12 protein-coding genes and 3 pseudogenes are annotated in these 12,245 nt (G+C 60.6%); 11 read left to right on the top strand and 4 right to left on the bottom strand.

Features of this window, described 5'->3' with window-relative positions:
* Positions 1–295: 295 nt before the first annotated feature.
* Positions 296–1,108, bottom strand: a complete 813-nt coding sequence (locus tag EOA13_RS35335; RefSeq protein WP_164780547.1) for a universal stress protein — start codon at positions 1,106–1,108, stop codon at positions 296–298.
* 5 nt (positions 1,109–1,113) lie between these two features.
* Between EOA13_RS35335 and EOA13_RS38185 the strand changes: the two genes are divergently transcribed.
* The 8 genes and pseudogenes from EOA13_RS38185 to EOA13_RS35305 all read left to right on the top strand — a co-directional run.
* The gene (locus EOA13_RS38185; protein ID WP_164780545.1) at positions 1,114–1,257 is read left to right on the top strand and encodes a hypothetical protein; all 144 of its coding nucleotides are present in this window, start codon (positions 1,114–1,116) and stop codon (positions 1,255–1,257) included.
* A gap of 42 nt (positions 1,258–1,299) precedes the next feature.
* A pseudogene (locus tag EOA13_RS39160) lies at positions 1,300–2,265 on the top strand (PAS domain S-box protein); the annotation flags it as partial.
* 1 nt (position 2,266) lies between these two features.
* Positions 2,267–3,131: pseudogene (locus EOA13_RS39155) on the top strand (MgtC/SapB family protein); the annotation flags it as partial.
* Between the two features lie 88 nt (positions 3,132–3,219).
* The gene (locus tag EOA13_RS38175; RefSeq protein WP_164780541.1) at positions 3,220–3,387 is read left to right on the top strand and encodes a hypothetical protein; all 168 of its coding nucleotides are present in this window, start codon (positions 3,220–3,222) and stop codon (positions 3,385–3,387) included.
* A gap of 140 nt (positions 3,388–3,527) precedes the next feature.
* Positions 3,528–4,175 (top strand): helix-turn-helix domain-containing protein, encoded by a 648-nt coding sequence (locus tag EOA13_RS35320; protein ID WP_127297808.1) that lies wholly within the window; start codon positions 3,528–3,530, stop codon positions 4,173–4,175.
* Positions 4,176–4,327: 152 nt separating this feature from the next.
* On the top strand, positions 4,328–5,296 hold the full coding sequence (locus EOA13_RS35315; RefSeq protein WP_127297807.1) for a helix-turn-helix domain-containing protein: 969 nt from the start codon (positions 4,328–4,330) through the stop codon (positions 5,294–5,296).
* A gap of 141 nt (positions 5,297–5,437) precedes the next feature.
* Positions 5,438–6,955: an aldehyde dehydrogenase gene (adh, locus tag EOA13_RS35310; RefSeq protein ID WP_127297806.1), complete on the top strand. Its 1,518-nt coding sequence runs from the start codon at positions 5,438–5,440 to the stop codon at positions 6,953–6,955.
* A 710-nt stretch (positions 6,956–7,665) separates the two neighbouring features.
* Positions 7,666–7,794: pseudogene (locus tag EOA13_RS35305) on the top strand (transcriptional regulator); the annotation flags it as partial.
* 180 nt (positions 7,795–7,974) lie between these two features.
* Here the strand turns inward: EOA13_RS35305 and EOA13_RS35300 are convergent.
* Entirely contained in the window at positions 7,975–8,178 is a 204-nt protein-coding gene (locus EOA13_RS35300) for a hypothetical protein (protein WP_127297804.1), read from the bottom strand.
* A 141-nt stretch (positions 8,179–8,319) separates the two neighbouring features.
* On the opposite strand from EOA13_RS35300, the gene EOA13_RS35295 reads away from it, so the two are divergent.
* A complete protein-coding gene (locus EOA13_RS35295) occupies positions 8,320–9,921 on the top strand; it encodes a winged helix-turn-helix domain-containing protein (protein ID WP_127297803.1) in 1,602 nt (533 codons plus the stop codon).
* Between the two features lie 458 nt (positions 9,922–10,379).
* Here the strand turns inward: EOA13_RS35295 and EOA13_RS35285 are convergent, their stop codons facing one another.
* Positions 10,380–10,610: a hypothetical protein gene (locus EOA13_RS35285; RefSeq protein ID WP_206535352.1), complete on the bottom strand. Its 231-nt coding sequence runs from the start codon at positions 10,608–10,610 to the stop codon at positions 10,380–10,382.
* 32 nt (positions 10,611–10,642) lie between these two features.
* Between EOA13_RS35285 and EOA13_RS38170 the strand changes: the two genes are divergently transcribed.
* Together EOA13_RS38170 and EOA13_RS35280 are read left to right on the top strand one after the other, a co-directional pair.
* Positions 10,643–10,798 carry a hypothetical protein gene (locus EOA13_RS38170; RefSeq protein ID WP_164780543.1) on the top strand — a complete coding sequence of 52 codons (156 nt, stop codon included), beginning with the start codon at positions 10,643–10,645 and terminating at the stop codon, positions 10,796–10,798.
* A 465-nt stretch (positions 10,799–11,263) separates the two neighbouring features.
* Positions 11,264–11,590, top strand: coding sequence for a GYD domain-containing protein (locus tag EOA13_RS35280; RefSeq protein WP_127297801.1), 327 nt, complete (start codon positions 11,264–11,266; stop codon positions 11,588–11,590).
* 104 nt (positions 11,591–11,694) lie between these two features.
* Here the strand turns inward: EOA13_RS35280 and EOA13_RS35275 are convergent.
* Positions 11,695–12,245: methyltransferase domain-containing protein (locus tag EOA13_RS35275; RefSeq protein WP_127297800.1), on the bottom strand; the 551-nt coding region annotated here is incomplete at its 5' end.

The raw sequence follows: 12,245 nt of genomic DNA, 5'->3' as shown, positions 1-12,245 counted from the left end.
GGTTGACCGCCCGATCGGTTACTGATGCATGGTCCGGCACCACTTTCAACTGCCTGTCGACACCCAGCGTCCGCATCATGCGTGCCATCCAAAGCTGCCCTGGCGTCGACTGAAATCAGGTAATCGAGAAAGCTCATCTTGGACACTCCTGCCTTTTGAGACTCATAGCCATGCAGACAGCCGACGACATGATCTCGATAAACAGACGGAGCCGTTGCCATGCCAAGGCGGCGAAGGGGGTAGATTGAAGTTCCTGACCCACCGCCGCGCACTCGGCTGCTGGGACGTCGACCCATCAATACGACATGAAGCGGTTGATGCCGCTTTCCTCAATCAGCGAGCGCGTCACTCCGCCGAACGCCCATTCCCGCAGACGGCTGTGCCCATAGGCACCCGAGACGATCAGGTCCGCATGGATCGAGCGCGCAAATGTCAGCAACCGGTCGCCGTCAGCGTCGCCGGCGATCAGTTCGGTTCGTGCCATGATGCCGTGATGTTCGAGAAAAACCGCGACATCGGCAAGGCTGTCGCGGATGCTCTCGTCGTGGTCCGTATCGATTGTGGCAACGACGACTTCGTTGGCCTTGGCCAGAAGGGGCAACGCATCTGCTATCGCCCGCCGCGCTTCCCTGGTGTCCTTCCAGGCAACAAGAACGGTCTTTGCCATGACATGCTCGACATTGCTCGCGGCAACCAGGACTGGCCGGCCAATACCAAGTACCAGGCTGCCGACGTCCACTGCACGAAAGACATTTTCCCCCTTCTCGCTGCCGGTGACAATAAGATCGGCGGATCGAGCCGAAATGCTCAGGAAGCGGGTTGGACTGCAAACAGCTTGCCCCCACTCGCTAAAGATCGAAGCAGGAACCAGCCTCTCGAATTCGGCTCGCAGTTCGGCAAGCCGCTTTTCGATTTCCGTGCGCTGGATCTGCATGATCTCGCCTTCGTAGACCATACCGTCGCCAGTCGCGACCAATGGTGGGACATCTGCAGCCGCCAGACCGATGAGACGGGCGCCAAACCGTTCCGCAAGCCCGATCCCCAATTTCACCAGGGCCGCCGGAGGTGCATCCACGGCGAGATTCACGATGATTGACTTGTAGGACATGATGGATGCCTTTCGCTGGACCGGTGGAATACGATGATGAAATGCATCCATCGGCGCTCAACGCCTTGATGCGCGTCAAAGAACCCGCCAACAGCATCTGTGCGAAAAACGTCGGCCTCGATCCGTTTTGCCTGTACGGAGAGAAGTGATAGTTAGCCTTGTTGCAGGAGTATCGAAACTAGGAATCCCAGGTGAGCCAAGACGAAGCGCTTATTTTGTCGGTCGGCTCGACAACGCTTAAATCGGTCTTGTCGCAAATGTTCGAACAAGCCCGAGCTTCATGGCTCTCATGTGTGAGCCAAATCATGTCTTCGAACTGACCAATACTGCCTACCAACGGCTGATCGGCCACAGGCAAGTGATTGGAAAGTCCGTGCGGGAGGCCCTTCCCGAGCTCGAAGGCCAAGGCTTCTACGAACTACTGGACCAAGTGTATGAAACGGGTGAGCCGTACAGGGGACGGGCGGTGAAAGTCGCGCTTCGCAAGGATGACGAACCTGCCGAAGAGCGCATTCTCGATTTCGTCTATCAGCCCATCAAGGCCGACGATGGCCGCATTACGGCTATCTTCGTCGAAGGCACCGATGTTAGCGAGCTTTCCTTCGCAAACGCAGCTCTTCTTTTGCGCGAGGATCATTTGCGTTCGATTCTGGCGACAGTGCCGGACGCGATGGTGGTCATCGACGAGCAGGGTGGGATTCAATCCTTCAGCACCGCTGCCGAAACGCTGTTCGGCTACCAGTCAGGCGAAGTCATCGGTCAAAACGTGAAAATGCTGATGCCCTCGCCCTACCGCGACGAGCATGACGCCTATCTGCTTCGCTACCAGACGACGGGAGCGCGCCGGATCATCGGGCTCGGCCGCACCGTGACCGGGGCACGCAAGAATGGCACGACTTTCCCGATGGAGCTTTCCGTTGGCGAGATGTATCCGGGGACCGGACGTTTCTTTACCGGCTTCTGCCGCGACTTGACCGAACGCCACCGGCAGAAGCAAGAATCCAGGAGCAGCAGCAGGAGCTGCTGCACAGCGGTTCACCGCACTCGGCGAGATGGCCTCGACGCTTGCTCATGAGATCAACCAGCCGCTCACCGCCATCACGAACTACCTCAAAGGCAGTCGCCGGCTGCTTGAGAAGAGCCGGGACGAGAATGCGTCGCGAAATCCTGCATGGCCTCTTGAAACGCCTGAACTGGATCGAGCTTCGTTCGGCGCTGATCCTGGCAGTGATGACCGCGATCGTCCTGCCCCTGCTGCCAAACCGGACACTGGACCGGTGGGGTGGCTTCAACCCGTGGGAGGTCTGGTTCCTCACGGTGCTGATGGCGTCGATATCGTTCGCTGGCTATGTCGCCGTCCGCGTTCTTGGAACCACGCGCGGCCTGCTCGTCAGCTCGCTCGTCGGCGCCATCGTCTCTTCAACCGCCGTAACCGTGGCGCTGGCCCGCAATGCCGCGTCGGCAACCAATCCATCGCCGCTTGCAGGCGCAGCTTCGCTGGCGGCGGTGGTTTCGTTGCTACGCGTCTGCGCCGTGGTTCTGATCATCGAGCCGAGCGGTTCGTTTCGGTCGGCATTCCGGCAATCGCCGCAGCACTCTCCTTCGCTGTTTTCGGCGCATTGCTGATGGCCCGGGATAGCGGAGACCGCGAGGGCGGCGCGATCGCGCGCAATCCATTCGAACTAGGCCCGTGCTGCTCTTCGCCGTGCTCTTTGCGATTGTCGCGACCTCGAGCGCCGCGTTGGCTGCTCAATTCGGCGGACGCGGCTTGCTGGCGAGCTCGGCGCTCGCAGGCACATTCGATGTCGATGTCTCAGTGCTCAGTGCTTTGCGCCTGGTCAAGCATTCGGTCCCTGTCGAGACAGTGGGCCAGGCGGTGCTCGCGGCGCTGGCAGCAAACGCGGTCGGCCGCCTGTCGCTGGCAGTATTTGCCGGCCCGATCAGGTTCTGGTTGCCGCTGGCCGGCGCAACCCTGATCGCCGCGACCGCCGGTGCTTGCGCGATGCTGCTGCCGAGCCTCTGAGACAAGCCAGACCCTCATGCGTTCTTTGATGCCAATCGAAGGCCAAGTCCTGCCGGCGCTCTATGACACTCCATCAAAGGAGTTCGCCATGGCAGATCTGATGGATCTTACCCCGAAATTACGCAATGTCCGGCTGTTGCTTGCTCGCGAGAAAGACCGCCCGGCAGGTGCCCGCAAAGAGGGCTATGACGTGCTCCCCCCATTGACCGGCGACGGCCGAATCGACGCAGACAAGTGGAAACCGAACAGGGCGTAACCGGGCGTGCGCCTTCGCGATCAACGCTCCAGTGCCACCTTGGGCGGGCATCTAGGTATTTTTCCGTAGGGACATAACCGAATTTCGCGCCTCGCGGATTTGCGCGATTGCTGTGCCACGGACCAACCGGGAAAACAGCCATGCACGTCTACACGACCTCCAGGATCTCAGTATCGTCGCAGTCCGCTCAGTCGAGCCTGCCAGAGGCTCTCGACGCCGCATCCCTGCAACCGATCAGCTTCTTTCCCGCCGGCGCGGAAATCTACGCCCAGGGCGAGAAGGCAGGAAGCTTCTACCAGGTCGAATTCGGCGCCGTTCGCGTCTATCGCCTGCTTGCCGACGGCCGGCGGCAGATAAGCGCTTTCCATCTGGCCGGCGAGACCTTCGGTTTCGAAGCCGACACCACCCATCATTTCTTCGCCGAAGCGATTAACGCCACGGCTGTCCGCGTCTTTCGGTTCGTTGCCGGCGCGGACCTCTCTAATCGGTTGCTGCCATTGGCGCTCAAGGGGCTGACAAGGGCGCAGGAACACCTGCTGGTTCTCGGCCGCCAGAACGCCATCGAACGCGTCGCCGCTTTCCTGGTGGACATGGCGGAACGGCAGGGCGGATTGCGGCAGGTCGAACTTCCGATGTCGCGCATGGACATCGGCGATTATCTCGGCCTCACCATCGAGACGGTATCGCGGATCTTCACCCGGCTGAAGGACAAGGGTGTCATCCGCCTGCTCGGCCTGCGCAGCATCGAAATCGTCAGGCACGATGCGCTTCATGCGATGAGCGAATGAGCTGCGCTTCGACTGCTGGATGGTTCTAGCACTTCAGACCAATTGACAGCGGGGCACCAAGAGCAAGATAGCAGCGCGGAGGACATCTTGCCGCTGGAAGACTGAGGAAACAGCGGGCAAGTCTATCGGCGTTCAGGCTTCGGGAGGAAGGCATGGACCGGCACATGGCCATATTGCATGCCGACCGTATTCAAGCATCGATCGCATCGGATGCCGCTGCAAAATCGGCGCTGGTCGCTTCGTGGCGGCGCTCGGCCTCGTTGCACAGGCTTGATCCTGCAGGCCAGAAATCACCCCGGCGGTTGACGGATATCGAATTGAGCGTCGCCCGGCAGAAGGTCGAGCCTCTGCTCGCTGCCGCCCAGTCCAGTCTCGACAGGCTCTATCTTGCCGTCGGCGGTGTCGGCTGCTGCGTGTTGCTGGCTGATCGCGATGGTGTCCCGGTCGATCGCCGTGGCGCACCGGTCGACGACGAGACCTTTCATTCCTGGGGCCTGTGGACCGGCTCGGTGTGGAGTGAACACAGCGAGGGCACCAACGGCATCGGAACGTGCCTGGTTGAGCAGCGCGCACTCACCATCCACCGTGATCAGCATTTCTTCACCCGCAACACGCTGCTCAGTTGCACCACGGCACCAGTCTACGATCATTTGGGCAACCTTGTCGCCGCGCTCGACGTGTCGTCCTGCCGGGCCGACCTGACGGAGAGCTTCGTCAATCTCATCGCAATGGCCGTCAATGAAGCCGCCCGCCGTATCGAGGCCGACAATTTCCGCATGGCGTTTCCGAAGGCGCGCATCCTGCTAGCGCCGGTCGCCGACAGGAGCACGGGCGCGCTGGTGGCGGTCGATGCCGACGATCTCGTGGTCGGGGCGACCCGCGCCGCGCGGCTGGCGCTTGGCATCACGCCGGATTGCCTGACGAAGCCATTGCCCGCCACAGACTTCCTGGGCGACGCGCCGGCAGCATCGAAAGACTTGACGGAAGCCGAGCGTTCCGCCATCCAGCGCGCGCTTGCCCGGTCAGAAGGCAACGTTTCCGCAGCCGCGCAAAACCTCGGCATCTCTCGCGCCACGCTGCATCGCAAGCTCGCCCGGCTCGGCATTCGCCGCCCACATTGATGTTCGTGTCCCGACCTGTCGCAGTTTTGCGACAGGTCGGTCTGGTCCGGCGCCCGGACGGGGCTGACATTGCGGCATCCATCCTGCAACGCTTTCGACCGGAACGTCCGCATCCCGCGGCGTCGCTTTCGGGAGGAAGACATGAACAAGGTAGAATTTTCGCGCGCGGTCAAGGTCCCCTTTGCCAAGCGCTATGGCAACTTCATCGGCGGCAAATGGGCCGAGCCTCGCGCCGGCCGGTACTTTGACAATCATTCGCCGGTGAACGGCCAGCTGTTGTGCGAGGTCGCTCGTTCCGGCGCGGCCGATGTCGAAGCCGCGCTCGATGCCGCGCATGCCGCCAAGGACGCCTGGGGCCGCACCAGCGTTGCCGAACGTGCGCTGATCCTCAACCGCATCGCCGACCGCATGGAGGACAATCTGGACCTCCTCGCCCTCGCCGAGACTTGGGACAATGGCAAGCCGATCCGCGAAACGACCGCCGCCGACGTGCCGCTCGCCGTCGATCATTTCCGCTATTTCGCCGGCGCACTGCGCAGCCAGGAGGGCAGCCTCTCCCAGATCGACGACGACACCGTTGCCTATCACTTTCACGAGCCTCTTGGCGTGGTTGGCCAGATCATTCCCTGGAACTTCCCGCTGCTGATGGCGTGCTGGAAGCTGGCGCCCGCGATTGCCGCCGGCAACTGCGTCGTGCTGAAGCCGGCCGAGCAGACGCCGGCCTCGATCCTGCTCTGGGCCGATCTGATCGGCGATCTTCTGCCGCCAGGGGTCTTGAACATCGTCAACGGCTTCGGCCTTGAAGCCGGCAAGCCGCTGGCCTCCTCGCCGCGCATCGCCAAGATTGCCTTCACCGGTGAGACGAGCACCGGCCGGCTGATCATGCAATATGCCGGCCAGAACCTCATTCCGGTAACCCTCGAACTGGGCGGCAAGTCCCCCAACATCTTCTTCCGGGATGTGCTCGCGGAAGACGACGACTTCTTCGACAAGGCAGTCGAGGGCTTCGTCATGTTCGCGTTCAACCAGGGTGAAGTCTGCACCTGCCCGAGCCGTGCTCTGATCCACGAGTCGATCTACGACCGCTTCATGGAGACGGCGCTGAAGCGCGTGCAGGCGATCGTGCAGGGCGATCCGCTCGATCCGGCCACCATGCTCGGCGCGCAGGCGTCCTCGGAGCAGCTCGAAAAGATCTTGAGCTACTTCGACATCGGCCGTCAGGAAGGCGCCCAGGTGCTGACCGGCGGCGGGCGCGCCGAACTTCCGGGTGACCTTGCTGGCGGCTATTACGTCCAGCCGACCGTGTTCAAGGGTCACAACAAGATGCGCGTTTTCCAGGAGGAAATCTTTGGACCGGTGGTCTCGGTCACCACCTTCAAGGATGACGAAGAGGCGCTGTCGATCGCCAACGACACCCTCTACGGCCTCGGCGCCGGTATCTGGAGCCGTGATGCAAATCGCTGCTACCGCTTCGGTCGCGCCATCCAGGCGGGCCGCGTCTGGACCAACTGCTACCACGCCTATCCCGCGCACGCCGCGTTCGGCGGTTACAAGCAGTCCGGCATTGGCCGCGAGACCCACAAGATGATGCTCGACCACTATCAGCAGACCAAGAATATGCTGGTCAGCTACAGCCCGAAGAAACTCGGCTTCTTCTGATCGCTCCCGCGGCTCTGCCACAATGATCATTTCTAACTGGGCGATGACGCCGATGAGCGACGTAGCCGCGACCTTAGGGATCGAATCTTGAAATTTAGAGCTTCGGTCATCGCAAAGACCTCGGCTTCGCAAGCTATGAGATGCTCAGAGTCTAGACCCGTAGTAGGCACTGATAGTTGCGATGGCATCGGCTCGCCTGCGGTCAATACCTGAATTCCGGTATTGGCGATCATTCGCGCCTCCATCCGCTGCTGAATTCGACACAACAGCAATGAGGTATATCGAGCTCGTTGCCACTCGCTCCATAGCCTCAAAGCGGTTCTGTGGTTTGGGGGCCCGGTCTTTCGAGCTCATCGCGTTGCCGGCCGATGAAGAAGGGCAAAGTCGTGGTATTGTCGGAATCAACCATGATCCGAGCTCCAAACAGCTTGGGTTGTGGTCAGGCCGAGCGACGTGTTCGTGCACGTTGTTCGGCCGCAAAGCGCAAACCACAATTTACGTACATACCGCGCATTACGGACATCGTCATTGTCAAACACGCCCGATGCTATTGATAACAAAACTGAGCGCTTCGAACTGCGGCTCACGGGTGACTTGCTTGCCCGCGTTGACGATTGGCGCCGAAATCAGCCCGACCTTCCCACCAGATCGGAGGCTTTCCGCCGACTTGTCGAGGCTGGTCTAAGTTCTAAGACAACCGACAAGCCAGAAACAGGCGGCACATGACTCAAGACAAATTGGCAGAGCGCTCCGGCCTGATCGACCGCTATATAGGCGCCATTGAACGCGCTGATGTTCCGGCAAGTGGTCTTGGGCGCATCGCCGACGCGGTAGTCTAGGATAGGGAGCCGGAAGCACTCATTCGCAAAGCGAACGGCAGTCATTCAGAATTGGTCCGCGCGTACCGGCTGGCGAGCGCGCCGTAAACAGCGCCGTAGCGAGCGAGCGGCGGGTCTGCGCCTCCCTCCGGCCGCAAGGTTTGCGACTTCCCGAAAGCAGACCTTCGTCCCTAATGCCCTTTACCAATTCGGATCACGACGCTGAAGATCAGATGGGTTCGCGAGAGGTGGTCGACGCGCAGTAGCAATGGTCTCGTAAGGCGTCACGTACGCCATCTCGAAGGCTCCGCCCAGATCCTTGGTCATTGCAAGCAGTGCGGTGCCGATACCGAGTTTGGGAAGCAGTCTTGAATGGGTGACTAGGTGGGTGGCGATATCGACCATGGCGTCCTCCTGTAGCCACGAGCATCGCCTAGGTTTACGCACAGGTCCTTGGCGCGAACCTGAAAAATCCTGAACAACACTGAAGTTCGCTTTCGCCGTCGCTTCAGCTAAGCTGCTGTCCTTGGACGGGGCACCTTTCCAATGGATATCCACTTCGGACATTACCGGCTGAAACGCGCGAAACGGCAATTGCTCGGCCCGGACGGACCGATAGAGCTTCCAGCGCGTTGCTTCGATATCCTCGGCACTTTGCTGAACAAGGCTGAATCCGTGGTCGGGAAGACCGAGCTCTTCGACAGCGTCTGGCCGGACATGGTGGTAGGGGACAATACCCTGCAGGTACAAGTGTCTGCGCTGCGCAAGGCGCTTGACCCCGGCATGATAGTGACCGTTCATGGCCGGGGCTACAAATATGCCGGGCCGCGACCTGTGGAGGTTGATCCCGATGACTTCGATGGATCCGAGCTGCATGGGAGCCTGACCACCGCCATTCGGCCTGCCGACCGCAAGACCACAATTGCCGTACTCTCGTTCAGCAACATGAGTGGTGATCCGGATCAGGAATATTTCAGTGACGGGATCACCGAGGATCTAATCACGGAATTGTCGCGATACCGTCCCCTTGCCGTCGTCTCGCGCCACTCCTCTGCCTGCTTCAAGGGGACAACGGTCGACATCAAGGAGATCGGGAGCAGGCTCGGAGCGCACTACGTCGTTGAGGGCAGCGTGCGCAAGATAGGCGCAAGCGTCAGGGTAACTGCCCAGCTTATCGAAACCGTGACCGCCAGGCACGTCTGGGCAGAACGATATGACAGGATGGCTCGGGATTTGTTTGCCGTGCACGACGAGTTGGTCCGAAGGCTTGTCAGCGCCATAGTCGGTCAAGTGGAGCAACACACGGAAACCCGGGCGAAGACAAAACGAAGTGAAAGCCTTGATGCATATGATCTCTGGTTGCGCGCGATGCATGGGTCCGATGTCTGGACACTCAATGGCAACGCTGCCTGCGAGCGGTTGCTCGAAGAGGCGATAAACAAGGATCCGATGTTCGCGCGAGCGCATGCAAGCCTGGCCTTTTGCCACATACGCACCTCTCAGATGTCACCGGGTTCTCCAAACATCCGCAAGATCGAGGAGGCAGCGCTTCGAAGCGCGGAACAGGCTGTCCGGCTCGATGCAGCGGAGGCGCGAGCACACCATGCGCTGGGATGGAGTCACCTCTATCTTGGTGAGTTCGAACGCGCCCGGTCGAGGTTCGCCATATCAGCTTCGCTCAATCCGAACGATGCAAGCCTCTGTATCGATCGTGCGCTCGCACTGGCGTTTCTCGGCGAGCAAAATGCGGCTGATGAAGCAGCCGAGATCGCTGCGATTCTGCATCCTCTCGGCGGCGATTGGTTCTCCGCCGTGCGAGCAATTGTTCACGTCACTGCCAGGCGTTACGACGCCGCTGAAGAGTACTTCGCATTGGCGCCGAGAACCTGGCCTGACATCCTGGCATTTCATGCCGCGAACCTGACCTACCTCGGCGATCGGCAACGGGCTTCGGAACTCATGCGACAGGCTCTCGAGAGATTTGGCCTGCTGTGGTGCGAATCCTCGCCAGCTGTGCAATATGAAGATTTCATCGGCTGGTTCTTCCACGTCAACATGTTCCGGCGTCGGGAAGATCGAGAGCATGTCGACGCAGGCCTGCCGAAGGCGGATCTAATCGCAGCCGGCAGGCACGATGCGCAAGGTTAGCTACAAAGCAGCCGCCCGCCCACAGTCCCATGCCGGGCGATCGCCGCAAGCAGACGCCGGTTGCGGCGAGTCCGTAGGTCGACGCGCAAGCAGTTCGTATTCGTGCTGACGTTCGCTTGTCATACTGGCGTCCCCCGGATGAAAAAGCAGGCCCTTGGCGCAATCTGAAGCCGAGCGGCTCATCGCTACTTTAGAGGCATCTAATATAAATATCTGAAAGGGTGCCGTCTAGGCGCATCCTCATTGGACTTCCCAGAAGTCCTTCAGCGAGGCGTGACGTAGCTTCTCCTCGCCTTTAAGGAACTTGACCCGCCCACCAAACCCGGCTTGAGCCATTCGGGCCTGCTCTTTGGCTAACCTTTCGGCGGCGGTGCGCCGGCCTTGCCCTGAACGCGGTCCCATAGCGCCCGCTTGTCGGCAATGAAGGTGGCAGGTTCAAAAATCAGCCGTTCAGCAGATCAGCGGTCTATCCGCTCGCATTCATCAAGTAGGCCACCAAGCTCCAGGCAGAGATCGACGCGGCCGAGGCTGTTGGCCTTGTCGTCAATCCCCATGCGTCGGTTGTAAGCCGACACCGTGTCCTTCAATTGGGACACCCGACCGGCCTCGTGACCGCTGGAATAGGCGAAACCCGCGATGCAAAGACTTGCGGTGATTGCAAGAGCGGCAGTCTTGGCGTTCATTGGCATTCTCGCCTTCGAATCGACTTGGGGAGCGATCAATGGAAGACAGTTTGACTGAAATAGCGGCGCGGCTCCAGATGCTCTGGAAGGTTTGGGCTCCCGCAATCGGCCTCGGCGTTGCCGCCGCCATCGGGATGATTTGGACCGTTTATCTGCCGATAGTTGGGCTTCGCCATCTGCTCGGGTACAACTAGACCTATCCTCTATGGCACAAAATCTCAGCCTAACCGATGGCTTCACCTGGCCCGCCATCCACCACAACGTCGCGCCATGCTGTCTGCGTGGTGAGCCCGTCCACCGCTGCAACGACCGTTGGGTGATCGAGCACAAGCGTGCTCTTGCACGGACCGGACGTTAACACCAACTGCGGCCCAGCTAATTTCGCTTGCGGCGAGTTCAAGACCCACACGCAGGACTTGCCGAGGATCAGGAAGGCGAAGCGTCAGCAGGCCCGGCACGAAGGCGCAAAAAAGCGGCGCGAGGACCCCGGCCGGCGTGTCGTTCGATTGGAAGGCTCGGCGGTACATCCAAATCTGAAACTCGCGGGGGCCTGGCATGCGAATAGCAGGGACGTTGCGCTTCTATTAGCTTGAGCGCATATTTCGTCGGCCTGTGAGCCTATCCGTAAGCTGGTTAGGCGGCGACTTTGGAGGTGAACCATGCCCATGTATCTCTCCCGATTCAGCTATACGCCCGAGACATGGGCGCGCTTGATCCAAAATCCCGAGGATCGACGCGAGGCGGCCCGGTCTTACATCGAGTCAGTGGGCGGAAAGCTGCATGGGTTCTGGTATGCCTTCGGAGGGCGCGATGGCTGGAACCTGTGGGAGGCGCCAGATAACGTTTCGATGGCATCCGTCGCGCTTGCCATCGGTGCGGGGGGAGCGCTCAGCTCGTACGAGACCACCGTCCTCCTAAGCGTCGAAGAGACGATGGAAGCCCTTGGGAAGGCGAAGTCCATCCGGTATCGCCCGCCGGCATCGTAGAGGGCGTCCCAGAGTCTAGCCAGCGCGCGTTCCGCAACCCCCGCCGTTGTCAACCTCCTTCGCCAGAACCAAAGCCATTAGCTTTGTCCTTGGCGATCGGCCTCTCACGCCTTCTTCGCAAACGCCCAGACCATCAGTGGGTATTCCTCGTCGTTGCTGAGATCGCGCCACAGGCCGTAGGCGCGAACGGGGCCGCCGATATGGGCCTTGGCGCAGGCCTTGTTGCCCCAGCCGTGGACTTTGACGTTGGCTTCCGCGAAGCCGCCCTCAACCATCAGCTGTTTGAGGCCTGCGGGCGTCCATCGGTTGTAGTCGTGCGGCCTAGCGTGCACCCGGAACAAGAAGGGCGTTGCCACCATCGCCCAACCGCCGGGCCTCGTCATGGCGTGGATGTTATCCACCGCCGCCTGCGGCCGGCGCACATGTTCCAGCACCTGGTCGGCGATGACGATCGAATATTGCTCGTCTGTGCGGTCCCTGCAGATGTCGAAGCCGGGGAAATCGACCGAGCGGTAGTTGGGGCACATCGCCCGCCAATATCGGTTCCAGCCGGGCGAGATCTCGATCACGTCGGCGGCCTTGCGGTTGCCGGCTTCGAGAAAAAGCGTGAATGCCTCGATCTGGCGGATGCGCAGCCAGTTGCGGGAATCATAAC

It is taken from the genome of Mesorhizobium sp. M7A.F.Ca.US.011.01.1.1 (assembly GCF_003998295.1).
In the GTDB taxonomy this organism is placed as follows: domain Bacteria; phylum Pseudomonadota; class Alphaproteobacteria; order Rhizobiales; family Rhizobiaceae; genus Mesorhizobium.
This window is presented reverse-complemented; position numbering and strand designations above follow the sequence as displayed.

Coding starts and splice junctions, on each gene's coding strand:
- EOA13_RS38170 (WP_164780543.1), top strand. CDS start 10,643: ATGGAAGACAGTTTGACTGAAATAGCGGCGCGGCTCCAGATGCTCTGG.
- EOA13_RS38175 (WP_164780541.1), top strand. CDS start 3,220: ATGGCAGATCTGATGGATCTTACCCCGAAATTACGCAATGTCCGGCTG.
- adh (WP_127297806.1), top strand. CDS start 5,438: ATGAACAAGGTAGAATTTTCGCGCGCGGTCAAGGTCCCCTTTGCCAAG.
- EOA13_RS35335 (WP_164780547.1), bottom strand. CDS start 1,108: ATGTCCTACAAGTCAATCATCGTGAATCTCGCCGTGGATGCACCTCCG.
- EOA13_RS35280 (WP_127297801.1), top strand. CDS start 11,264: ATGCCCATGTATCTCTCCCGATTCAGCTATACGCCCGAGACATGGGCG.
- EOA13_RS35300 (WP_127297804.1), bottom strand. CDS start 8,178: ATGGTCGATATCGCCACCCACCTAGTCACCCATTCAAGACTGCTTCCC.
- EOA13_RS35295 (WP_127297803.1), top strand. CDS start 8,320: ATGGATATCCACTTCGGACATTACCGGCTGAAACGCGCGAAACGGCAA.
- EOA13_RS38185 (WP_164780545.1), top strand. CDS start 1,114: ATGCCTTTCGCTGGACCGGTGGAATACGATGATGAAATGCATCCATCG.
- EOA13_RS35320 (WP_127297808.1), top strand. CDS start 3,528: ATGCACGTCTACACGACCTCCAGGATCTCAGTATCGTCGCAGTCCGCT.
- EOA13_RS35315 (WP_127297807.1), top strand. CDS start 4,328: ATGGACCGGCACATGGCCATATTGCATGCCGACCGTATTCAAGCATCG.
- EOA13_RS35285 (WP_206535352.1), bottom strand. CDS start 10,610: ATGCCAATGAACGCCAAGACTGCCGCTCTTGCAATCACCGCAAGTCTT.